Source organism: Rugamonas violacea (assembly GCF_016461825.1).
Lineage (GTDB): Bacteria > Pseudomonadota > Gammaproteobacteria > Burkholderiales > Burkholderiaceae_D > Rugamonas.
On record NZ_JAEMNU010000031.1, the window covers coordinates 1 to 22,995 of the forward strand.

Genomic DNA, 22,995 nt, shown 5'->3' on the forward strand with positions numbered 1-22,995 from the left:
CGAACTTCGCCCGGCGCACCGCTGACGCTCAGACAGGCCGCCTTCGAGGGAGAGGTCCGCCAGCGATTAGGGTTTATGAAACATTCAGGCTAGTGACCTTCATAAACGAGTTTCTTGCTGACTGTGACGCTAGGATGTTTGCGGAAGCGATACTGGTTGCTTGCAAGGCCAAGGGCATGGCAGAGGTTGCAGGCAAGGCTGGCATAGCTCGCGAATCGCTTTACAAGGCGCTTCGACCGGAGAGCCAGCCCAGGTTTGACACGATGTTGAAAGTGTTAAATGCGATCGGACTAAGACTGGTGGTTCAACCAATCGGGCGAGCGTGACGCACCGACGAAAACCGATCGCAAGCTGGCCATGGCGATCCAAGGGCAAGCGGCGAAAGAGATAGTCGATTCGCTGTTCCCCCGCCGCAAAAGACGTCACTTGCACCGACGGGAAGGGCGAGTCGGCCATGTCGTGCAGCTGCGCGAGGGGGAGAACGGTTACTTGCCTGTTGCCATCTGGCTCCTCAAATCAGCCGGCGCCGTTAAAACCACGGTTCGCCGTAGCCGGCGTCGTTGCCGACGATACGGTAGTCCTTCAGCCAGGCCTTGAGTTTTTTGCGGTCGCTGAAGGTGTCGAGGTCCGCCTCGATCTGCTTGACGTTGGCGCGCATATCGGCGATGTCGAGGCGCAGGCGCCGCAGCATCGCCTTCGCCGTGCGGTGCTGGCCCATCTCCCAGCCCATGTCCAGCGAGAGCGCGCTTTCCAGCGCGAGGATGTCAACTTTGATTTCGTCGATCTGGCCGCCGAGCATCCGGTTGAATTGCTTGATCCGCTCGTCGTCCAGGTTGTCCAGGCCGGTCTGGTCGATCTGCTCGACCTCCAGTTGCAGCTCCAGCAGCCCAAGCAGGTCGTTCGCCGCATACGCCACGTTGGCGCGCTGCATCAGCGCCGTCTTACGCCCGCGCTCGGCGGGATCGGTCTCGCGGTCCGGGTGCAGGGCGCTGGCGAGCTTGCGGAAAATGTCGCGCACCGACTGCTTGAGCTTGAGCTCCTCGGCCTGGTGGCGCGCCTCGCGCGCGCTCAGCTTGACCGGCTTGGCCGGATGGGCCTGTCCGGCCGGCTCCTGTTGCTGTCCCGCCTCGCGCTCGAGCGCCTCCATCTTCGCCCGCATGGCCTCGAGGAGGGCGTGCGGCGAGCTGAAATCGGCGTCCTCGTCCAGTTCGACGCCGGTCACCTCGCCCACCATTTGGCGGATGAACGCCTTCTCCGCGGCCATCTCCGAATCGAAGTCGCCTCCGCTGTGCTTGTTGTAGATCTCCTTGATCAGCTCGTCCTCGCCGTCCATCTGCATCAAGTCCCGGGCAATCGTGCAGATCATGTCGGCCAGCTTTTCCCTGTCCGTCTTGCCCATCTTCGGGTCGGAACAGGCCTCGTCGAGCTGCAACAACATGCGCCGGCGATGGGCGTCGAAGGCGCTCGCCAAGGGCTGGTACTCGCCGTCGGCCAGGGCGCGTATCTTCGGCAACTCCTCGCGCCACAGCGCCAGCTTGACGCGTTCGGCTTCGAGCTTCTTGACCAGGGTGTTGAACTGCTTGCGTACCCGCGACTGCGGGCCGGCTACGGGCGTGGCGATACGGACTGTGTACTGGGTGGTGAGCGGCATGGGTGTCGGCGCTGGCGCGCAGGTCGATTGCGGGAAGCCGCCATTATAGCGGCTCGGCAAAGCGATTCCGCGGCCGGAAAGAAGCTCAGGAGACCCGGACCTCGCTGAGCAGATCGGGGTGGCGGTCCAGCAGCTTGAACAACTTGACCAAGGCCAGCGGCGGCTTGGTCTTGCCGTTCTCGTAGCGCGAAAAGGCATTGATGCCGCCGCCGAAGATTTCGGCGGCTTCACGCTGGTCAAGACCGAGCTTCTTGCGCACGTTGGCGATGAAACCGGGATCGACGATGGTCGCATTCACCTGCTTGGAGAAGGCCTGCATTTCGCGCATGACGCGGTTCGATTCCGCCGCATCCAAGATGGACTCGGAGCAGGCCGGGCAAAAATCGCCCGTCACCGCGGCAATGACGGTGCGCTCACCCTTGTAGGTGTGGGGCATGTGGCGGGTGTCGTGGATCAGTTCGGCCGCGCCGCAAACGGGACATTTCATGTTCATCGCTCCTTGAAGGACACAATCAGCACGCCATCGACGACAGTCAGCTTCAGGTACACCTCACCCGCCTTGGTGCTTGGACGGTACACGTCCTGCCATATCGTGTGATCGGCGTAGGTGGTCATGCTCTTGTAGAAGTCCGCTGGCGTGAGCGCCATCACCACATCCAGCATCTCGGAGAATGCAAGCCCCAGCTCATTTGCACCGGCTCGCGCCGCGTGCGTGGTGCGCACCTTGCCAGCCGCTACCAAGGCTTGGACCACCGCCAGTTTACAATGCGGAGTTCGCTTCTCCATCAACGTATTTTAACCTAGTTGGTTTATTTCGTTCACTTGCAGCGAATGCTTGTTTGAGGGGGCCGGCGGTTGCGGTTCCGGTCGAACAAGCCGCTGAGCCACCGAAGTGGCCATCCGCGCGGGCGTGCGCGCACCAAGTTCCACGGGGATTCTACTGCGTCGCGTTCGCCATGGAACACACGGGACTAAGGCAACGATCCGACCGACCGTTCCGGCACCCACGTCGCGCCCCACCCGTCCGCACGGAAGCGCAGCTCGCCGGTGGCGAGTTCGACAACCACAGGCCCGGCGCCGGTCGCCTCGTCGGCCAACAACAGCTGTGTTTGTCTGATAGCCAGGCCCAATTGCCGGCGCCCCGCCACCGCCGGCACCTGCGCGGCGCGGCCATCCACCCCGAGCACGAAGACCGGCGGCGTCATGTGCAGTTGGTCGCCCGTCGTGGTCGCGAAGATGACCGCAGGCCGCCGCGCGCCGCCTTGCAGGATACTGAACTCATCGGCATCGAGCCGCCTGCCCGCCAGCGCGCCGGCGAGCTTGAACAGCTTGGCCGGAACATCGTTGCGGCATTGGCCGGCACGGCAGGAGTACGATTCCAGCAAGCGCTCATTGGCGATACCCAACTCATGCCGCATGTCGTCGACCACGGCCAGCCCCGGCGTGCCGCCGGCCTGGTCCTTCGTCGCGCGCCTGGCCAGCACGGTCCATGTTTTTCCATCCTTTCCCAGCTCCAGCACGGTGCAGACGAACGGCAGGCCCCAGGCGGGCACCGCCATGCCGGCGATGGTTTGGCCGTCGGCAAGTCGGTAGCGCAAGCGTCCCGGCGTCAACACATCGCCGTCCGCGACCGGGAGCATGGCGGCGACGCGCATTTGACGTGTGCCCCGCTCGCGCCACAGCGCGCGGATTTCGCCAACGTCGGGCGGCAACCCCGCCAACCGCTCCGCCTGGCTGGGCAACCGGTCCAGGCGTGCGCGGAATATACCGCCGTCGAGCGTGTAGTAGACGCTTGTCTCGCCGGCCGGCCAGAAGACATTGCGTGGCTGCGCGGGCAGCGCCAGCAACAGTGTCGCTTGCGCTTGGTCGGTCCGCCACAGCATCCAATGGTGTCCCTGCCCGTTGCTCTGGAAAAAAGACAGCGTGGGGGCCGGCGCCGCGCCGCGCGCACCATGCACAACGACGATCAATACCAGCGCCAGGCACCAACTGCTCAGCCAAGACATCCGAAACCGCGCGCCGCTCAAGCAGTACAGGTGCATGGAAAATCCCCTGCGGTAGCGACTAGCGTGCTCCCGCCGCTGCCAGACGACGCCAATGGGGAGGTGGACAGCGCATCCCAGCTTTTCTTGTCGTCCGCCGACACCGACGGCACAGTCGCGACGCTTTCAAAGTGGTAGATGTCGCCGCGCCCCTCCCTCACTTCCTTGAGCTTAAGGGTGATGGCCCGGTACGCCGCCGCCGGCACACTGGCCTGGGTGACGTCCACCGCGCGGCCGCTGCAGTGCCGGCTCTTGTTGCCGAGCTGTTCACCGGCCAGTTTCAGAAAACTGCGCCGGGCCTCTTGCCGCTCGGTGAGCTTGGCCTTAGGATCGGCCTTGCAAGTCTTGAAATAGGCATCCAGCTTTTTGCGCTCGACCTCAGGCAAATCCTTCTTGCCGTAGACCTTGCCACGTTTGAGTTTGAGCCAATACTTCAGCATGGCCTGCGCTTGATCCGACGCGCCGCGGTAGCCGCTGGTAACGTTGATGGTCAGCGTGAAGTGCGTTGCAACCGCAGTTAGGTAGTCAACGATATCGCGGCCAACGCCTTGTGTGTTCCCGTGCAGTCCTGCCATGGTCTCCTCCGGTTCGTGGACAACATTGAGAAACGATGCGAACTGGAAGAATAGCTTTTTCAACGGTGTTTCTCGGCAAAGCGGCGCTGGAGTTGCCTTGCATCAAATTTTACGGGCGTGCGCCATCAACGCAGGCCTACGAGGCGTTTCTCAACATCATCGATGAGGGAAGCGGTGTGCTGCCGTCCGGGTGAGCGCGTCACGACTTGGGCCATGTTCAGTCGCCGCGACGGCCGCATCAGTCAGTCCGGCGACGGTCACATCAATATCGCCCAGCTGTCCCTGAAAATAGTGGCCAGTCGCATAGCTGCTGCCGTCCCGTTCCGTGTACGCGCTGATGCCGAACGCCCGGAAGAATGCGGCGGCAAAGGATGACAGGCTCGTGCAATTGTCATGCGCACACAACAAATTGAGCTCTTCCATTGCCATCCGCCGTCTCATGGATTAACAAGGATCGCCGAAGTCTACCCACGTGGACGCGCGGCGGTCGAACGCTCGCGGAGCTTTCTGCGCAAACGAATATTGTCGAAGACGAACGAGACCAATACAACATTCAGTATAGTCATCATGGCATCCCCGCCTAAAAAATGCCAAAATATCCAAGAGGCGGCCGAGCACACCACGGCCACAATGCACAGCAGAGCGCGGTCCTTCATTTCTTCCCCCCGATAACTTGCACATGGACCAGTACCGATAGAAATTCGCCATCGCTGCCGCCTTTGCTGATCCTCGTGGGTTGCAACAACGCGCAGGACGAGCCAGCATAAATTCGGAACGGTCGTCGGATGTTGACAGTCGTCAGGCCGCTAGGTTATCGAAGCCGCCGGCGCTTTGGTGCATTGTTGCGAGCCTCCTCCGCTTATCGTAAGGTCGAAAAAAGGAGACGATCCATGTCCATCACCACCATTTCCAGTTCGGAGTTCCAGCAGAACGCCAGCGAGACAATGAAGGCGGCGAACCTTGGCCCGGTATTCATCGCGGAAAAAGGATGGCCGACGCATGTTCTGCTGAGCATAGAGGAGTACCAACGGCTCACCATCGGCGATCAAAAAATGTCCGACCTTCTGTCCATGCCTGGAACCGAAGACATCGAGTTCGTCATCGTCCCGTCACGCGAGCCGGCCCAAGGCGCGGACTTCTCCTAATGCCCGCCGGAACAATGCCAAGGCTGAAATGGCGCAACATCTAGCGCGCAGCCCCCCCTGCACCACAGCCAGCACAGCAAGCTTGCCCGTCCCGCCACACAATCTGCCTTAAAATGGCGGTATGAAAGCCGACAAAGCCCTCGCCGTCTACCGCCGCATGCGCGGGCAGCCCTTGTGGCGCCTGCTCGCCTCGGGCAACGGGCCGACCGTGCTGGGCCTGCTGCAAACCCATTTGTACGACCAGGAGCGCAACCTGCCGGCCTCGATCCTGCACGAGCGCATCGAACGCGAGCTGGAGCGCCTGCGCAACCTCGGCGAGGACTGGGGGCCGACGGCGCAGAGCTACGTCGCCGGCTGGCTGGCCGAGGGCTATCTGGAGCGCCGCTTCCCGGCCGGCGCGGCGGAGGAGGAGTACGAGCTGTCGAGCGCCACCATCGAGGCGATCCGCTTCATCTCCGGCCTGGTCAAGCCGCACGCCTCGGCCACGGAGAGCCGCCTGGGCCTGGTGATCGACGCCCTGGCCCGGCTGTCCGACGACACCGACAGCGACAAGGCGCGCCGCGTCGCCCGCCTGCGCGCCGAGCAGGAGCGCATCGAGCGCGAGATCGCCGCCATCGAGCAGGGCGTGCTGCACATCCTGCCCGAGGCGGCGGCGTTGGAGCGCACGCGCGAGGTGATCAAGCTGGCCGACGACCTGGCCGGCGACTTCCGCCGCGTGCGCGACCAGTTCGAGCAGCTCAACCGCGAGCTGCGCGAACGCATCATGGAGAACGACGGCAACCGCGGCCAGGTGCTCGACTCGCTGTTCGCCGGCATCGACCTGATCACCGAGAGCGACGCCGGGCGCACCTTCTCGGCCTTCTGGCGCCTGCTGACGGACCCGGAGCAGTCGGCCACCTTGGAGCAGGCGCTGGACCAGTTGATGTCGCGCGACTTCGTCGCCGGCCTGGAGTCGCAGGAGCGGCGCTTCCTGCTGCGCCTGACGCGCACCTTGCTCGAACAGGGTGGCATGGTGCACGACGTGTTGCAGTCCTTCGCGCGCAGCCTGAAGAACTTCGTGCAGAGCCGCGAGTTCCAGGAACAGCGCCGCCTGAACCAGTTGCTGCGCCAGGCCCAGCTGGCGGCGCTGGCGCTCAAGGACGAGGTCAAGACCACCGACACGCTGGCCTTCACCCTCACGCTCACCAGCAGCAAGCTGGCCTCGCTGTCGCAATGGCTGCTGCACGACCCAACGCTGCAGGCGCTGCCCGGCAAAATGCGCGACGGCGAGGCGGCGCCGATCGACCTGGAGTCGGTGGGCGAGCTGGTGGCGCAGTCGGAGATCGACTTCCGCAGCCTGAAGGCGGACGTGCGCGCCGTGCTGGCGCTGCGCTCGCAGGCCTCGGTCGGCGAGGTGCTGCTGGCCCATCCGGCGGCGCAGGGCCTGGGCAGCGTGCTCGGCCTGCTCGCGCTGGCCAGCCGCCACGGCGTGGCGGCGGACGCGCAGGAAACCGTCAGCTGGACCGGCGGCGACGAGCAGCGGCGCAGCGCCCGCATCCCCACCATCTACTTTGTCAAGGAACGCGCCGATGAACTGGTCTGAACCACAACACGAGACCGACACCCCGGCCTTATCCACCGTTGCCAGCGAAGCCGGCGAGGGCGCGCCGCCGGCCACGGCGCTGTTCAACGGCGACAGCGGCGAGCTGCCGCTAGACACGCGGCGCGCGCTGGTGCAACTGCTGTCCGGCCCGGCGCTGGACGGCCGCCGCCACGCCAAGCTGTGGCCCATCCTGCTGCGCGACGAGGTGACGGTGCGGCGCCGCCTGGCCGAGCTGTTCCTGGAGCTGGTGATCGACCGCGACATGCAGGTAGCCTTCACCCGCCAGGCCGACACCGGCGACTTGGAAGTGCCGCTGCTGCTGCGCCGCGCCCAGTTGACCTTCATCGATTCGATCCTGCTGCTCTACCTGCGCCAGCGCCTGACCCAGGCCGACGCCCAGGGCGAGCGCGCCGTGGTCGACCTGGGCGAGATCGTCGACAACCTCACGCTGTACGAGCGCGCCGCCAGCACCGACCGCGCCGGCTTCACCAAGCGGGTCAACGCCTCGGTGGAGAAAATCAAGAAGCACAATATCCTGCAGAAGATCCGCGCCAGCGACGAGCGCTTCGAAATCTCGCCCACCCTCAAGCTGCTGTTCTCGGCCGAGGAAATCCAGACGCTGACCGCGCTGTACCGGCGCATGGCGGCGGGCGACCCGGCAGCGCTGGGCAAGCAGCCCACGCCCGACGAGGAGGACGAGCAATGACGCCCGTCGCAGCGACAGCAACACCGAACGCGCCTTCGGCTTCGGCTCCTCCTTCGGCGTCGGCGGCGAGCACGATGGCGGCGGCATCCGCGCCGGCGGCGGCGCCCACCACGCCCTTCTCGCGCGAGCAGTTCCGCATGGCGCGGCTGCAGGTGTACAACTGGGGCACCTTCGGCGAGTTGCACGAGGTGCCGATCAGCGAGCGCGGCTTCCTCATCGTCGGCCGCTCCGGCGCCGGCAAGTCGACGCTGCTGGACGCCTTTTCGGCGCTGCTGGTGCCACCGCGCTGGGTCGACTTCAACGCCGCCGCGCGCGAGGCCGACCGCGCCGGCCGCGACCGCAACCTGGTCAGCTATGTGCGCGGCGCCTGGGCGGCGCAAAGCGACGCCAGCTCGGGCGAGTACACCACGCGCTATCTGCGCAGCGGCACCACCTGGTCGGCGCTGGCGCTCAACTACCAGAACGCGCTGGGCCAGCAGGTGACGCTGGTGCAGCTGTTCTGGCTGCGCGGCGGCGCCAACGGCAACACCGACGTCAAGCGCTACTTCCTGATCTTCGAGCGCGCCTTCGACCTGCGCGAGCTGAGCGAATTCGGCGACAGCAATTTCGACGTGCGCAAACTCAAGCAGACCTTCCCCGAGGCCCACGCGCGTGACGAATTCCGCCCCTACTGCGAGCGCTTCTGCCGCCTGCTCGGCATCGACAGCGAAATGGCGTTGCGCCTGCTGCACAAGACCCAGTCGGCCAAAAACCTGGGCGACCTGAACGCCTTCCTGCGCGATTTCATGCTCGACAAGCCGGAGACCTTCGCCGTGGCCGACCGCCTGGTCAGCGAGTTCGGCGAACTCAACGCGGCGCACCAGGCGGTGGTGACGGCGCGCCAGCAGGTGCAGATGCTGGTGCCGGCGCGCGAGCGCCACCAGCAGATGCAGTCCATCCAATTGCAGCGCAACGGCCACGAGGAGCTGCGCGTCGGCATGCACAGCTACCGCGAGCGGCGCCGCATGGCGCTGCTGGAAACGGCCCTGGCCGCCCTCGACGTCGAGCTGGACGGCCACGCCGGCCAGCTGCGCCGCCAGCAGGACGCGCTGGACATCCGCGGCGCGGCGCTGCGCGACCTGGAGCAGCAGCGCCGCGAGGCCGGCGGCGGCCAGATCGAGCATTGGGAGAGCGAAAAGAAGGGACTGGAGGAGCAGCGCGGCGAACGTCTGCGCCGGCGCGAACAGGCGGTCACCGCCTGCGGTCAATTGGGCTGGACGCTGCCGGCCACGCCGCAGGGCTTCGCCGAGTTGCTCGGCGGCGCGCGGCAGGAACTGGCGCTATGGACCGGCGGCGGCCTGGCCGAGGAACCGCTGCTGCTGCTCGACCGCGCCCGCACCGGGGCGGTGGCCGAGCGCGAGGCGGTGGCGCAGGAGATCGCCTCGCTGCGCCGGCAGCCGTCCAACATCCCGGCGCAGATGATCGCGCTGCGGCGCGACATCGCCGCCGCCATCGGCGTGGCCGAGGCGGCGCTGCCCTTCGTCGGCGAACTGCTCGAGGTCAAGGCCGAGGAGGCGCCGTGGCGCGGCGCCGCCGAGCGCGTGTTGCACGGCTTCGCCCTATCCATCCTGGTCGACGAGGAGCACTACGCCGCGCTGGCCAACCATATCAACGGCGTCAACCTGGGCCGCCGGCTGGTGTACTTGCGCACCGGCCGCGCCGAGACGGCGGCCACGCGGCCGCTGCGCGCCAACTCGCTGGTGCTCAAGCTGAAGGTCAAGGACGGCGCCCAAGCCGACTGGCTGCGCGCCGAACTGCGCCAGCGCTTCGACTACGATTGCGTCGAATCGATCGCCGCCTTGCGCGCCGCCAGCGAGCGCGCGCTGACGCGCGAGGGCCAGGTCAAGCACAGCCGCACACGCCACGAGAAGGACGACCGCAGCGCCATCGGCGACCGCCAGCACTGGGTGCTGGGCTTCGACAACCGCGAGAAGCTGGCCCTGTACGAGCAACAGCAGCGCGAGCTGCTGGCCCGCGTCGCCGGCTACGACGCCGAGCTGGCGCAACTGCGCCGGCGGATGGCCGAGAATGGCGCGCGGGCGCTGCAATGCCAGGTGCTGGTCAACCTGCAGTGGCAGGAGATCGACGTGCAGCCGATGGTGCAGCGCATCGCCGCCATCGACCACCAGCTCAAGGCCGCGCGCGAGGGCAACAGCGAGCTGCGCCAGATCGATGCCCGCCTGCGCGAACAGGAGGAGCTGGTGCGCCAGGCCGCCAACAGCTTGAAGGAGACCGATGTCGAGCTGCGCACCTGCCAGCGCAAGATCGACGAGCAGCGCGCCCAGTTGACGGCGCTGCGCCAGGACGCCAGCATCGTCGCGCCCACGCCGCACCAGCAGCAGGGACTCGACGAGCGCTACGCCGCGCTGGCCGACGCCGTCACGCTGCGCACGCTCGACGCCGCCGACCGCGCCGTCAGCAAGGCGCTGGGCGCCGACATCGAGCGGCTCAACCAGGACATCGCCCACTGCGAAAAATTCATCGAGGCCCGCTTCAGCGCCTTCATCAAGGAGTGGAAGGCCGACTCGGACGGCCTGGACGCGGCGCTGGCCGCCGCGCCGGACTTCTTCGCCAAGCTGGCGCGCCTGGAGACGGACGGTTTGCCGGCACACGAGCAGCGCTTCTTCGAGCTGCTGCAAAACCAGAGCAACCAGAACCTGGCGGCGCTGTCGACCTACCTGAACGACGCGCGCAAGGCCATCCTGGAGCGCATGGAACTGGTCAACGCCAGCCTGCGCCAGGTGCCCTTCAACCAGAACGCCGGCCAGAGCACCACGTTGCACATCCTGCCGAGCGACCGCCAACTGCCCGAGGTGCGCGAGTTCAAGCAGGACATCCACAAGGCGCTGAGCAACGCCTGGGGCGAGGAGCGCGAGGCGGCCGAGGCGCGCTTCGTCGCCCTGCGCGGCCTGGTCAACCGGCTCGGCAGCCAGGAGCCGGAGCAGCGCCGCTGGCGCGAGGCGGTGCTGGACGTGCGCCTGCACGTCGAGTTCACCGGCAAGGAGATCGACGCCGACGGCAACGAGGTCGAGGTCTACCAGAGCGGCGCCGGCAAGTCGGGCGGCCAGCGGCAAAAGCTGGCCACCACCTGCCTGGCCGCCGCGCTGCGCTACCAGTTGGGCGGCAGCGACCACGGCTTGCCGATGTACGCGCCGGTGGTGCTCGACGAGGCCTTCGACAAGGCCGACAACGAATTCACCGCGCTGGCCATGAACATCTTCGCCAACTTCGGCTTCCAGATGATCGTCGCCACGCCGCTCAAGTCGGTGATGACGTTGGAGCCCTTCATCGGCGGCGCCTGCTTCGTCGACATCCGCGACCGCAAAGTGTCCGGCGTGCTGATGATCGAGTACGACGGCGAACGCCAGCGTTTGCGCCTGCCCGAGCAGGCGCGCGAGGAGGCCGCCCTTGAAGCTGCCGGCTGACGTCGGCCTGCTGTTGGCGAAGCGCTTCGCCAGCCAGCACCGCGACTGGCTGGCCGCCACCGCGGCGGACCGGCACTGGCCGCAGGTGATCGCGCTCGGCCTGCCCACCGAGCAAGCGGCGCTGCGCCAGGTGGAGGCGGTGCGCGCCTGGGCCGAGGCTTGGCGCGCCTGGCGCGGTCCCGGCGAGCTGCGCTGGACCGAACGGCGCTGGAAGGTGCTCGGCACGCAGAGTCTGCCCGACACGCTGACCCTGCACGAGCCGGCGCAGGCCGCCATGTGGAGCGGCGAGCACGAACGCTGGCAGCGCGCCGCCGCGCGTTTCGACTTGCTGACGGCGCGCTGGCCGGCGCTGGCCGGACGCCTGCCGCGCCTGTTCGGCGTGCTGGCCGACTACGCCGACGCCGACTTCCAGCGCCTGCTCGACCTGCTGGCCTGGCTGCTGGCCCATCCGCGCTCCGGCCTGTACCCGCGCCAGCTGCCGCTGGCCGGCATCGACTCAAAATGGATGGAGCAGCGCCGCGGCGTGCTGGTCGACCTGTTGGCGGCGCTGCGCGAGGCGGCGGACCAGGACGCCGATTTCTACGCCTTGAGCGGCCTGCGGCGCCCGCCCGTCCAGCTGCGCATGCGCGTGCTCGACGCGCGGCTGCGCGCCCGCCTGGGAGGCTTGGGCGACGTCACCGCGCCGGTGGAGGAGTTGGCCCGCCTGGCGCTGCCCGTGTCGGTGGTGCTGATCGTCGAGAATCTGCAAACCGGCCTGGCGCTGGCCGACCTGCCCGGCACGGTGGCCTTCATGGGCCTCGGCTACGGCGTCGACCTGCTGGCCCAGCTGCCCTGGATCGCGCCGGCGCGCGGTCTGTACTGGGGCGACATCGACACGCACGGCTACGCGATCCTGCAGCGCGCCCGCGGCCATCTGCCCGGCCTCGCCTCCGTGCTGATGGACCAGGCCACGCTGCTGCGCTGCGCGCCGCTGTGGACCGACGAGAAGGTGCAGCACGGCGCGGCCGATCTGGCCGCGCTGACGGTCGCGGAGAGCCTGGTCTATCGCGGCCTCAAAGAGCAGCGCTGGCGCCCCAACCTGCGCCTGGAACAGGAGCGCATCGACTGGGACTTCGCCTGGACGGCGCTGTCACAGGCGGTGCAAGCCGCGCACCCCGGCGGGCCGGCGCCGCGCTAGCGCCGGCGGTCGGCCGGGGTCAGCCATGCGCTTGGCCACGGCGCGGGCGGCGGAATGATGGGGCTTTCATCCCAGCAATATTCATTTACGGAAATAGTCGTCCGTCGCCATCCGGCCACGCGGCCCCCGCCGGCAGGGTCGCCGCCAGCGCCCTTGCCGCCGCCCAACGGCTGGCCGGCGAAGGGTGGGTGGCCGAGTCGAAATTCGGCAGGCCGCTGCCGCGCGCCAGCTTCTTGAAATAGTTGGCCAGGCGGGCCGCCGGCCAGCCGGCGCGCCAGGCCAGCAGCAGGCCCTCGCGGTCGGCCTCGGCCTCCTGCGCCAGGCCCTGCGGCGCCAGCTTGGCGATCAGCGCGCTGTCGCTCTCCACCGCCTCCTCCAGCGCCAGGAAGGGCCGCCGCGCCCAGCCGCGATCGAGGCGCAGCGCCAGCTGGTATTCCAGCAGATTGTGGCGCAGCAAGGCATGCGCCATCTCGTGCGCCAGCAGCATGGCCAGCTCGGCGTCGGCGATCTCCAGCCGCTCCAGATAGGCCTCGCCGAGCAGCATCTTGCCGCCGGCCATGCCATCGGCAAGATGCTCCTCGTCGGTCGTCACGTGCAACTCCCAGGCCCAATCGGCGCTGTCGGGATAGTCGCGGCGCGCCTGGGCGATCAGGCCGCCGGCGATGCGCCGCACACGCTCGAGCACGGCGCCGTGGACGTCCAGCGCGTGGGCCGCACGCAAGGCGGCGAGACGCTCGGCGTACAGCTCGGCGGCGCGGCCCGCCACCAGTTGCTGCGTGACGGCCTCGGCGTTGACACCGGCGGCGACCTGGGCGCCGGCAGACGCACTCGTCAACAACCCGAGCATCAGCAGGCACAAGGCGCGCATCGGCTGCCACATAGCATTTCTCCGCGGATGGAAACAGCCCCCATGGTAATGCAAAGCCGGCGCGGCGGGCGCGGCGGCGGCCATTTTCATGCCCATGGAATACATCCATTTCCCCCGTACCAAGCTGGCCCACAGCGCGTTTCGGAATCTCTTGATACCGACATACAGACCTGTCACAATGAATTTCCCCCGGGCCATTGCCCCACGCTATACACCCGCCCGCTCACTGTGACAGATCCAATCGGAGGCATTTATGTTCCCAGGTATCGAACAGTTCCCTACCGCCGGCAAGGCCCAGGTAGAAGCCCAACTTGAATACGTCAGCACGCTGGCCCAGACCGGTCTGGAGGGCATGGCCCGGCTGACCGCCCTGCACCTGAACCTGGCGCGCGCCGCGCTCGACGAGTATCCGGCCGCCGCGCGACAGCGGCTGTCGGCCGGCACGCCGCAGGAGTGGCTGACGGTGACGGCCGGCCAGGTCGGCCCGCACATCGAACGCCTGCTCAACTACGGCCGCCAGGCGGCCGAGATCACGGTCGCCCTGCAAGGCGAGCTGAGCCGCGCCACCCAGGGCGCCGCCCAGCAACAGCAGGCGGCCATGCAGGACGTCAAGGCCACGGCCACGGCCAAGAAGTAGGCCGCCCGCCGGCTTAGGCAAACCCACAGGCGAAGTTCTGGGGTCGGACCCGGCGGGTCCGACCCCGGCTCTTGCCCCTGGGGTGGCTTTGCCGTCGGCGTCCACCGCCCGCCCCACCCAACGTCATGGAGTCGCGCATGCCCAGTCCCACCACACCGACCAGCTCGCCCTTCGCCCTGCCCTTCGCCTCGGCCGCAATGGAGTACTGGGTGGACGCTTGGCAACGCAGCATCCTCACCCTCGACGTGCTGCGCGAGCGCGGCAACATCTGCGCCGAGCACGAGCAGTCGGGCAAGCCGCCGGTGCTGGTGTTCGACTATGAGATCATCGTCGACGCGCGCAAGCTGGAGCGGCCGGCCAACTACGCGCTGGCCGCCATCAAGCCGCCGGCCGACTGCGTGCCGACCGATCCGCACAAGCGGCCCTTCGTGGTGATCGATCCGCGCGCCGGCCATGGCCCCGGCATCGGCGGCTCGAAGATCGACAGCGAAATCGGCATCGCCCTCAAGCAGGGCCATCCCTGCTACTTCGTGATGTTCTTCCCCATGCCGGTGGAAGGCCAGACCATCGAATGCGTCACCTCGGCGGAAAAAGTCTTCCTGGCCAAGGTCAACGAGCTGCACCCCGGCGACGCCGGCAAGCCCTTCGTCATCGGCAACTGCCAGGGCGGCTGGGCGCTGATGATCCTGGCCGCGCTGGCGCCCGAATCGGTCGGCCCGATCCTGCTGGCCGGCTCGCCGATCGCCTACTGGTCCGGCGTCGAGGGCAAGTATCCGATGCGCTACAGCGGCGGCCTGCTGGGCGGCACCTGGGCCGCCTCGCTGGCCGGCGACCTGGGCAACGGCAAGTTCGACGGCGCCTACCTGGTCGACAATTTCGAACAGCTCGACCCGGCCAACACCTACTGGAACAAGCCCTACGCCTTGTACTCGAAGGTCGACACCGAGCGGCAGCGCTTCCTCGACTTCGAGCGCTGGTGGGGCGGCCACTTCATGCTCAACAAGGAGGAGATGGAGTGGATCAGCCAGAACCTGTTCGTCGGCAACCGCCTGAGCGCCGGCGAGATCTTCCATGACGAGGGCAAGACCCGCATCGACCTGCGCAACATCCGCTCGCCGATCATCGTCTTCGCCTCCTGGGGCGACAACATCACGCCGCCGCAGCAGGCGCTCAACTGGATCCCCGACCTGTACGCCGACGCCGAGCAGATCCGCGACAACGAGCAAACCATCGTCTACTTCCTGCACGAGCACATCGGCCACCTCGGCATCTTCGTCTCGGCCGGCGTGGCCAACCGCGAGCACAACGAGCTGGCCTGCGCGCTCGACCTGATCGACGTGTTGCCGCCCGGCCTGTACGAGGCCATCATCACCGACACCTACCCGGAGATGCCCGGCCTGGAGTTCGCCAGCGGACGCTACGTGATCCGCTTCGAGCCGCGCGAGGTGGCCGACATCCTGGCGCTGGACGGCGGCCGCCAGGACGAGGGCGCCTTCGAGGTGGTCAAGCGGGTGGCCCAGGTCAACCAGGCCATGTACGACACCTTCGTCTCGCCCATGGTCAAGGCGATGAGCAACGAGAGCACGGCGGCGCTGTCGCGCAACCTGAACTCGGCGCGGCTGGAGCGCCACCTGTTCTCCGACAACAATCCGCTGCTGAAGGCGATGGCGCCGCTGGCCGCGATGGTCAAGGCGCAACGCCAGCAGGTGGCGCCGGACAACCCGCTGCTGCTGGCCGAGCAGCAGGCCAGCAAGCATATCGGCCAGGCGCTGGACCACTACCGCGACGTGCGCGACGCCGCCGGCGAGATGATGTTCAAGGCCATCTACGAGTCGCCCTGGCTGAAGGCCATGGTCGGCATCGACCCGCAGGCGGCGCCGGGCGAGCGGCCGGGCGCGCACAACCACGGCCAGGAGGAGCGCCGCCAGCTCAAGCGCGTGACGCGCGACGCCCGCTACGAGCAGGGCAGCCAGGAGTCCGGTTTCCTGCGCCTGCTGATCTACGTCGCCAGCGGCGTCGGCGTGGTCGACAAGCGGCCCTTCGACGGCATCCGCGCGCTGATGCGCGCGCGCGGCCTGGACAAGACCGTCACGCTGGCCCAGCTGAAGGAGGCGGTCAGTCTGCAAACCTATCTGGTGCGCCAGGACGAGACGCGCGCGCTGCAGGGCCTGCGCGTGCTGCTGCCCGAACCGGCCCAGCGCAACGAGGCCCTGGCGCTGGCCCACCGCCTGCTGGAGATGGGCGGCCCGATCAAGGAGGAGAAGCTGGTGCGGCTGCGCCGCATCGGCCAGATCCTGGAGGTCGAGTTGCCCGGAAAGCAGGAATAGAGCGTTTCCTCGGCCCCATGATGTCGAAATAGAATGTATCCAAGGCGCAACAATGCTAGTATGGCAATTCATTTTTTAGGAATGCCATGCGACCATTGTTCGTCCTGCCCCTGCTGTTACTGTCCCTGCAAGCCCGCGCCGCCGAGCCGCAATATCTCAACGCCGAGCGCGACTGTCGCGTCGCCATCGGGCGGCCGCAGCCCGAGCTCAGCGTGACCTGGGACGGCGCCTGCAAGGACGGCTACGCCGACGGCAGCGGCCAACTGCGCTGGCTCCTCAAAGGCAAGCCCAACGGCGCCTACGAGGGCACGCTGGCCAAGGGCCTGCCGAACGGCGCCGGCTACCGCCTGCGCCCCGACGGTTCCTCGGAGGACGGCAATTTCGTCGACGGCCGGCTGTGCGGCGCCGGCGTGTACCTCAGTGCCAAGGGCGACAAGCTGAGCGCCACCTTCGAACAGGGCCGGCCGGTCGGCCAGGTCGACTACACCACCCACGAAGGCGACCACTACCAGGGCGCATGGGACGGCAAGGCGCCACACGGCCAGGGCACGATGAGCTACGCGCTGGGCGGCAGCTACCAGGGTTCCTGGCAGCACGGCAAAATGGACGGCAAGGGCCGCATCAGCTATCCCAACGACGAACAGCTGGACGGCGACTTCGAACAGGGCCATCTGCTCGGCACCGTGGTGGCCACGACGGACGCCATGCGCTACTCGATGCGCGAGGACAACCGCCGCGCGCTGATACAGCGCAAGACGGCGACCGGCCTGCCGGTGCCGTTCAAGAAGGCCTACGCCGAGCTGACGCCGGCCGAGCAGTGGGTGGTCAAGCGGGCCTATCCGATTCTGCAGGAGCAGGACGAGCCGCCCTACCCGGTGGGCGGCGTGGCGGCGATCACGCAGTCCTTTGTCGACGTGCAAAAAAAGCTGCTGACCGAGGCCGACTTCCGCCTCAACGTGCTGATCGACGCCGACGGCAAGCCGAGCACCGCCGACATCTTCACAGCGCCGACGCCGGAGCTGGGCCGCCTGGCCGCGACGATTTTGCTGCTGGCCAAGTACAAGCCGGCCGTCTGCGCCGGCAAACCCTGTGCGATGCGCTACCCGGTCCATTTCCGACTCACCATGGAGCGCTAGGCCGCGCTCAACACCTCCTGCGCCAGCCAGTGCCGCAACTGGCCGGCCAGCGCCGCCGTCTGCGCCGCGCCGGCCGCCGCGCAGACGGCGCCGAAGCTGTCGCCCCGGCCGATCCGGCGCAGCGCCAAGGCCTCGCCGGCATCCAGCGAGCGGAAGTGCGGCTGCTGGGCGTGGCGCCACACCAGCCAGTCCTGCGGCGTCGCCGCCGCAACGGCCTCGGGCGGCTCCTCCGCCGCGCCCAGCGCCCGCCACAGCGCCACCGTGTTCCATTCCATCGTCAACAGGCACGCCGACGGATGCAGCTGGAAGGTGATGTCCGCCCATTCCTGCGGCGCCAGGCCGGCCACATCGGCGGCGCCCACGGCGGGCGTGTCGGCGGCGTCGAAGGCCAGGCCGAGCGCCCATTCCAGGCGCGCCAGCTCGGCCACGCAGGGATGCTCGGGCAGCGCCAGCGCCAGATGCCCGGCGAACCCGGCGCCATACCAGCGCAGATTGCGGAAACTCGACGGATGGGCTTGCAGATAGGCGTCGGCCAGCTCGGCGAACAGTTCGTCGCCGAGGTAGCTCCAGGTCTTGTCGTAGGCCTCGCCCAGCGCCTCGCGCAGGCGGGCGCGATAGGCGTTGTGGTAGATCGCCAGACGCGCCATGGCGTCCAGGCCGAACTGTTCGCGCACGGCGCCGGCGATGGCCGGCCGCACCTGGCTTGCGGCGGCGCCGGTGCCGTCACCATCGAGCTGCGGCCTGCCGGCGGCGGCAACATCGTCCAACACATACTGCTGAAAATCGGCCTGCAGGGCGGCGAGCGAACTCATGCGGCCACCGCCTCGCCCAGCACGCGCGCGGCCAGTTGGCGCGCGCCGCGCAGCTCGGCCGCCAGTTCGGCCAGCGGCGGAATGTTGTCGTCGCGCTCGATCATGGTGGCGACCGGGCCGAAGCGGCGCAGCGCGTCGGCGTACAGCGCCCACACGGGATCGGCCACCGGCTGGTCGTGGGTGTCGATGATGCAGCCGGCCTGCACGCTGTGGCCGGCCAGGTGGATCTGTTGCACGCGCCGTGGCGGCAGCGCGCGCAGATAGGTGTTGGGGTCGAAGCCGTGGTTGACGCTGCTGACATAGACGTTGTTGACGTCGAGCAGGATCAGGCTGTCGGACTCTTCGGCCACGGCGGCGACGAAGTCCCATTCGGTGAAACTGTCGTCGGCGAAGCTCAAATAACTGGAGACGTTCTCCAACAGAAGAGGTCGCTCTAGATAGTCCTGCACGCGGCGCACATTGCGCACCACCGTGGCGACGGCCTCTTCGGTGTAGGGCAGTGGATACAGGTCGTGCAGATTCTTGCCGTGCACGCCGGTCCAGCACAGGTGGTCGGACACCCACAGCGGCTGCACCCGCTCGATCAGCGCCTTCAGCTCGCGCAGATAGGCGTCGGACGGGCCGTCCGGCGTGCCGATCGACATCGAAACGCCGTGCATCGCCAGCGGATAATCGCGCCGGATGCGTTCGAGCATGGCCAGCGGTTTGCCGCCGGGGACCAGGTAGTTTTCGGAGAGGATTTCGAACCAGTCGACGCCGCTGTCGGCGCGCGGGCCGGCGCTGATCTCGTGGTAGTGGCCGGGCCGCAGGCCGAGGCCGAAGCCGGGGGAAGGCAGGAGTGTGCTGGTGGACATGGCGGCGCCGCGAAAGAGGGAAAGGCGGCGGCGCCGGACCGGGCCGGTGCCGCCGGGGCTGGCGGGATTACTTGTCGAGGTCGACGATCTTGCCCTTCTTGGCGAAGCATTCGCCGGCCTTGGCCTTGACGAAGCCGTGGCCCTTGCAGACGTTCTGGCCCTTGCAGGCGTTCTCGGCGGTGGCGCAATCGCTGGTGCCCTTGCAGCTGTTGATGCCGGCGCAATGCACGCTGTCGTCGGCCGTCAGCGCGCTGGTGGCGGCGCTGGCCGAGGCGGCCATGGCCATGGCGGCGACGGCCGCTGCGATGGAAACGAAACGGGCGCCGGATTTGATGGTGTGGTTCATGTTGTAGCTCCAAGTGGGTAAATGAAAAGTGGCATGCGATCGGGGCGCGCCTCAGCGCGCGATCAAAGCGGGCCTTATTCCAGCAGGGCCCATTGCTTCGACTTGGAACTGAGTCGGGGCCAAGCGCGCTTTACTTACACCCGCTTGAAAATATTTTTCAATTTCTTTTTTTTCAAAAAATTGGCTAGCCGAAACCAATCTTGCGACTTTTGACTTACATCAAAGTTTTTGCTGCTCTGCATCATTAAACTGGGCTCCGTTACTTAATGACATGTAGAGAGAGGAAAGAAAATGAAGAAGCCTGTAGCCGCAATGATCCTGGCAACCCTCGGTATGGTCGCCGGCAACGCTCTGGCAGAGCAAAGCCCATGGATGGTGCGTGTGCGCCTTGAGCGTCTGAGCCCGGCCGACAAATCCGATCCGGTCGGTGGTGTCGGCGCCTCGGACCGCATCAGCGTCAGCAAGAAAACCATGCCGGATCTGGATATTTCCTACTTCTTCACGCCGAACATTTCGGCCGAGTTGGTACTGACCTATCCGCAAAAACACGACGTCGAACTGGACGGCCAGAAAATCGGTAGCTTCAAGCACCTGCCGCCCACCCTGCTGGCGCAGTACCACTTCATGCCGGAAGCCACCTTCTCGCCTTACCTGGGCGCCGGCGTGAACTACACCAACATCCACAAAGTCGAGCTGTTGAACGGCGCGGGCAGCCTGGAGCACAAGAGCTGGGGCCTGGCGCTGCAAGCCGGCGCCGACTACAAGATCGACAAGAACTGGTCGCTCAACTTCGACGTCAAGAAAATCCAGATCCGCAGCGATGTCGGCATCGGCGGCAACAAGGTCAGCAACGTGCAAGTCGACCCGTGGCTGGTCGGCGTCGGCGTCGGCTACCGCTTCTAACAGTTGCTTGTAACCCGCACGGGGCTGCGGCCCCGCTTCGATGGCATCGCGCCATCGCGCCCCCCGCATCAAGGGAACCGGGCTCCCGGCAATGCGCGCTGCAGTTCGAGCGCGCATTGCTGTTTTTGGCTTTCCAGCGCCAGCGCGCCCACCGCCACGCGCACGCCGCGCGCCTCCAGCGCGATCGGCTGACGCGGCCGGTTCGGCGGCGTCACGCGGGTCCAGAAGGGGTCGAGGCGGACCCGGCTGACGCGCCCGGCGCAAATGGTTTCCACCAGCAGGCCGGCGGCGCTCAACTCGATGCGGCTGCAATCGCCGGCGTGGCGCGCGTAGTGGATGAAGGCGGCGGCGACGGCGGCCATCTCCAGCACGGTGAACGGCAGCACCTGCCAGACGCCGAGCAGCAGGAAGCCGGCGGCCACCGCGAACGACATCGCGCAACCCACGCCATAGGCCAGCGCCAGTTGGCGCGGCGACAACGAGCTGTGGCGTTTGAGCAGCCACTCCCGCTTATCCATCAGCACATCGCGCGGCATGAGGTTCTCCTCGCGGACCAAGGCCGCCGGGTCGAGGCGCCGGCGCTCATTCAAGCACCCAACGGCGACAAGCCGGGGTCAGACCCCGCGGGTCCGACCCCAGGTCCACGTCGGTGGGGTTTGCCGGCAGGGCGGCATGCACATCGGGGCCGGCTCCGGTCTCCATTATTTCATGAATCGGGGCTCTGGTCGCGCCGCTGGCGCGTGCTAGAGCGTTGTTTCCCAACGACAATTTTCGTCCTCGCGCAGGGATTTTCCCCATCGATACTACCGCGTAGCAAATTAAGGTGTTTTCCCCGGGCAAACTGAGGAACAATCTTTCTCTGAATCCACTTACTCCTCAAAGGATAGCTTTCATGTCAATCGCCAATATGAAAATCGGCGCCCGCCTCGGCCTCGGCTTCGCCGTGGTGCTGGCCCTGCTGGTCGCGGTGGTGCTGCTGGGCCTGGGTTCGATGGGGCGCATCGGCACCCGCACCCACGACATCATCAGCGACAAGAACGTCAAAATGGCGGCCGCCAACACCATGGTCGACAACGTGCGCAACGTCACGCTGTCGCTGACCAACATCGTGGTGGTGCCCAGCATGGAGCAGGTCAACGCCGAGCTGGAGAAGATCGCCGAGGCGCGCAAAAAATACGGCGCGGCCAAGACCACCCTCAGCGAACATCTGCGCGACGACAAGGAGAAAGCCCTGCTGGCCACCGTCGACGCCCTGCTCAAGGAAGGCGCGGTGAAGAACAACAAGGTCATCGAGCTGCGCAAGGCCGGCGAGATCCAGGACGCCATCACCCACCTGACCACGGTGGCCACGCCCAGCCTGGCCGGCGTGCTGAAGGCGCTCGACGACATCCTGGTCTACGAGACCAGCCAGGCCACCCAGGCCGGCGAGGAGGTCGAGTCGGTGCTGGCCGGCGCGCAGACCACCCTCGTCACCCTGGGCCTGCTGGCCCTGGCCTTCGGCGCGGCGGTGGCCTGGTACATCACCCGCTCGATCACCTTGCCGCTCAACCGCGCGGTCGGCGTCGCCGAGACGGTCGCCGCCGGCGACCTGTCGGGCCACATCGAGGTGCACAGCACGGACGAGACGGGCCGCCTGCTGGGCGCGCTGAAGGCCATGAACGACAGCCTGCTGCAGGTGGTCGGCCAGGTGCGTTCCGGCACCGACACCATCGCCACCGCCTCCAACGAGATCGCCGCCGGCAACCTCGACCTGTCCTCGCGCACCGAGCAGCAGGCCAGCTCGCTGGAGGAAACCGCCTCGTCGATGGAGCAGCTGACGGCCACCGTCAAACAGAACGCCGACAACGCGCGCCAGGCCAACACGCTGGCGCGCAGCGCCTCCGAGGTGGCCAGCAAGGGCGGCGCCATCGTCGCCCAGGTGGTCGACACGATGGGCACGATCAACCAATCGTCGCGCCGCATCGTCGACATCATCGCGGTGATCGACGGCATCGCCTTTCAGACCAACATCCTGGCCTTGAACGCGGCGGTCGAGGCGGCGCGCGCCGGCGAGCAGGGCCGTGGTTTCGCCGTGGTCGCCTCCGAGGTGCGCAACCTGGCCCAGCGCTCGGCCGGCGCGGCCAAGGAGATCAAGGAATTGATCGCCGCCTCGGTGGCCAACGTCGAGACCGGCTCGCGCCTGGTCGGCGAGGCCGGCCAGACCATGGGCGACATCGTCGACAGCATCGTGCGGGTCACCGACATCATGGGCGAGATCACCTCGGCCAGCCAGGAGCAGACCATGGGCATCGAGCAGATCAACATGGCGATCACGCAGATGGACGAGGTGACGCAGCAGAACGCGGCGCTGGTGGAACAGGCGGCGGCGGCCTCGCAGAGCATGCAGGAACAGGCCGCCGGCCTGGCCCAGGTGGTCGGCTTCTTCAAGACCGACGCGACGCCGCGGGCCACTGCGGCGGCGCCGCGGCCGGCGGCGCGCAAGCCGACGCCGGCGCCGCGACCGTTGACGGCCAGGGCGCGGACGGTCAGCGGCGCCAAGGCGGTCAGCGGCGCCAAGGCGGCCGGTGCGCCGGCCAAACGCTTGGGCACGCCGGCGGCGACGGCCGGCGACGGCGAATGGGAAGAGTTCTAAGCAAATGGGAAGAGTTCTAAGCGGAACGGCGGGCTTGCCGCAATGCCGCTAAGTCAAGGTCAAGGCGCCGGCGGCGACCAACCACCCACAGGCAAAGAGCCGGGGTCAGACCCGCCGGGTCTGACCCCAGGTGTCGCC

The 22,995-nt window shown here is 67.3% G+C and carries 22 protein-coding genes; 11 read left to right on the forward strand and 11 right to left on the reverse strand.

The window, feature by feature from the left end:
* A partial coding sequence (locus H7U20_RS30105) for an addiction module antidote protein (RefSeq protein WP_233410531.1) occupies positions 1–326 on the forward strand: 326 nt, incomplete at its 5' end.
* Positions 327–529: 203 nt separating this feature from the next.
* Here the strand turns inward: H7U20_RS30105 and H7U20_RS05840 are convergent.
* From H7U20_RS05840 to H7U20_RS05865, 6 genes are all read right to left on the reverse strand, one after another.
* Positions 530–1,651: a hypothetical protein gene (locus H7U20_RS05840; RefSeq protein ID WP_199518670.1), complete on the reverse strand. Its 1,122-nt coding sequence runs from the start codon at positions 1,649–1,651 to the stop codon at positions 530–532.
* Positions 1,652–1,736: 85 nt separating this feature from the next.
* On the reverse strand, positions 1,737–2,138 hold the full coding sequence (locus tag H7U20_RS05845; RefSeq protein ID WP_199518671.1) for a type II toxin-antitoxin system MqsA family antitoxin: 402 nt from the start codon (positions 2,136–2,138) through the stop codon (positions 1,737–1,739).
* 2 nt (positions 2,139–2,140) lie between these two features.
* The gene (locus H7U20_RS05850; RefSeq protein ID WP_199518672.1) at positions 2,141–2,437 is read right to left on the reverse strand and encodes a type II toxin-antitoxin system MqsR family toxin; all 297 of its coding nucleotides are present in this window, start codon (positions 2,435–2,437) and stop codon (positions 2,141–2,143) included.
* 185 nt (positions 2,438–2,622) lie between these two features.
* Positions 2,623–3,693 (reverse strand): hypothetical protein, encoded by a 1,071-nt coding sequence (locus H7U20_RS05855; RefSeq protein WP_199518673.1) that lies wholly within the window; start codon positions 3,691–3,693, stop codon positions 2,623–2,625.
* Positions 3,675–4,331: a hypothetical protein gene (locus H7U20_RS05860; RefSeq protein ID WP_199518674.1), complete on the reverse strand. Its 657-nt coding sequence runs from the start codon at positions 4,329–4,331 to the stop codon at positions 3,675–3,677. The genes H7U20_RS05855 and H7U20_RS05860 overlap by 19 nt, the downstream gene beginning before the upstream one ends.
* 93 nt (positions 4,332–4,424) lie before the next feature.
* On the reverse strand, positions 4,425–4,691 hold the full coding sequence (locus H7U20_RS05865) for a hypothetical protein (RefSeq protein WP_199518675.1): 267 nt from the start codon (positions 4,689–4,691) through the stop codon (positions 4,425–4,427).
* Positions 4,692–5,158: 467 nt separating this feature from the next.
* On the opposite strand from H7U20_RS05865, the gene H7U20_RS05870 reads away from it, so the two are divergent.
* The 5 genes from H7U20_RS05870 to H7U20_RS05890 all read left to right on the forward strand — a co-directional run bounded on the left by H7U20_RS05870 (position 5,159) and on the right by H7U20_RS05890 (position 12,342).
* Complete coding sequence (locus tag H7U20_RS05870) at positions 5,159–5,413, forward strand: type II toxin-antitoxin system Phd/YefM family antitoxin (RefSeq protein WP_199518676.1); 255 nt, start codon at positions 5,159–5,161, stop codon at positions 5,411–5,413.
* A 121-nt stretch (positions 5,414–5,534) separates the two neighbouring features.
* Entirely contained in the window at positions 5,535–6,995 is a 1,461-nt protein-coding gene (locus H7U20_RS05875; RefSeq protein ID WP_199518677.1) for a DUF3375 domain-containing protein, read from the forward strand.
* Positions 6,982–7,701 carry a DUF4194 domain-containing protein gene (locus tag H7U20_RS05880; RefSeq protein WP_199518678.1) on the forward strand — a complete coding sequence of 240 codons (720 nt, stop codon included), beginning with the start codon at positions 6,982–6,984 and terminating at the stop codon, positions 7,699–7,701. The genes H7U20_RS05875 and H7U20_RS05880 overlap by 14 nt, the downstream gene beginning before the upstream one ends.
* A gap of 74 nt (positions 7,702–7,775) precedes the next feature.
* Positions 7,776–11,165, forward strand: a complete 3,390-nt coding sequence (locus tag H7U20_RS05885) for an ATP-binding protein (protein ID WP_199518679.1) — start codon at positions 7,776–7,778, stop codon at positions 11,163–11,165.
* Complete coding sequence (locus tag H7U20_RS05890; RefSeq protein ID WP_199518680.1) at positions 11,149–12,342, forward strand: DUF3322 domain-containing protein; 1,194 nt, start codon at positions 11,149–11,151, stop codon at positions 12,340–12,342. The genes H7U20_RS05885 and H7U20_RS05890 overlap by 17 nt, the downstream gene beginning before the upstream one ends.
* An 85-nt stretch (positions 12,343–12,427) precedes the next feature.
* On the opposite strand, the gene H7U20_RS05895 is transcribed toward H7U20_RS05890, so the two are convergent.
* A complete protein-coding gene (locus tag H7U20_RS05895; protein WP_199518681.1) occupies positions 12,428–13,222 on the reverse strand; it encodes a M48 family metalloprotease in 795 nt (264 codons plus the stop codon).
* A gap of 241 nt (positions 13,223–13,463) precedes the next feature.
* Between H7U20_RS05895 and phaP the strand changes: the two genes are divergently transcribed.
* From phaP to H7U20_RS05910, 3 genes are all read left to right on the forward strand, one after another.
* Complete coding sequence (gene phaP / locus H7U20_RS05900; RefSeq protein ID WP_199518682.1) at positions 13,464–13,847, forward strand: TIGR01841 family phasin; 384 nt, start codon at positions 13,464–13,466, stop codon at positions 13,845–13,847.
* 137 nt (positions 13,848–13,984) lie between these two features.
* Positions 13,985–16,174 carry a DUF3141 domain-containing protein gene (locus H7U20_RS05905; protein ID WP_233410532.1) on the forward strand — a complete coding sequence of 730 codons (2,190 nt, stop codon included), beginning with the start codon at positions 13,985–13,987 and terminating at the stop codon, positions 16,172–16,174.
* An 86-nt stretch (positions 16,175–16,260) separates the two neighbouring features.
* Positions 16,261–17,310, forward strand: coding sequence for a hypothetical protein (locus H7U20_RS05910; protein ID WP_199518684.1), 1,050 nt, complete (start codon positions 16,261–16,263; stop codon positions 17,308–17,310).
* Here H7U20_RS05910 and H7U20_RS05915 read toward each other — a convergent pair.
* From H7U20_RS05915 to bufA2, 3 genes are all read right to left on the reverse strand, one after another.
* Positions 17,307–18,122, reverse strand: coding sequence for an HvfC/BufC N-terminal domain-containing protein (locus H7U20_RS05915; protein WP_199518685.1), 816 nt, complete (start codon positions 18,120–18,122; stop codon positions 17,307–17,309). The two genes, H7U20_RS05910 and H7U20_RS05915, sit on opposite strands and share 4 nt — an antisense overlap.
* Positions 18,119–18,976 (reverse strand): MNIO family bufferin maturase, encoded by an 858-nt coding sequence (gene bufB / locus H7U20_RS05920; protein WP_199518686.1) that lies wholly within the window; start codon positions 18,974–18,976, stop codon positions 18,119–18,121. The genes H7U20_RS05915 and bufB overlap by 4 nt, the downstream gene beginning before the upstream one ends.
* Before the next feature lie 67 nt (positions 18,977–19,043).
* On the reverse strand, positions 19,044–19,322 hold the full coding sequence (gene bufA2, locus H7U20_RS05925; protein ID WP_199518687.1) for a BufA2 family periplasmic bufferin-type metallophore: 279 nt from the start codon (positions 19,320–19,322) through the stop codon (positions 19,044–19,046).
* Positions 19,323–19,613: 291 nt separating this feature from the next.
* Between bufA2 and H7U20_RS05930 the strand changes: the two genes are divergently transcribed.
* Entirely contained in the window at positions 19,614–20,225 is a 612-nt protein-coding gene (locus tag H7U20_RS05930; RefSeq protein WP_199518688.1) for an OmpW/AlkL family protein, read from the forward strand.
* A gap of 68 nt (positions 20,226–20,293) precedes the next feature.
* Here the strand turns inward: H7U20_RS05930 and H7U20_RS05935 are convergent, their stop codons facing one another.
* Complete coding sequence (locus H7U20_RS05935; protein WP_199518689.1) at positions 20,294–20,761, reverse strand: DUF2244 domain-containing protein; 468 nt, start codon at positions 20,759–20,761, stop codon at positions 20,294–20,296.
* A 356-nt stretch (positions 20,762–21,117) separates the two neighbouring features.
* On the opposite strand from H7U20_RS05935, the gene H7U20_RS05940 reads away from it, so the two are divergent.
* A complete protein-coding gene (locus H7U20_RS05940; protein ID WP_199518690.1) occupies positions 21,118–22,857 on the forward strand; it encodes a methyl-accepting chemotaxis protein in 1,740 nt (579 codons plus the stop codon).
* The last annotated feature ends 138 nt before the right edge of the window (positions 22,858–22,995 follow it).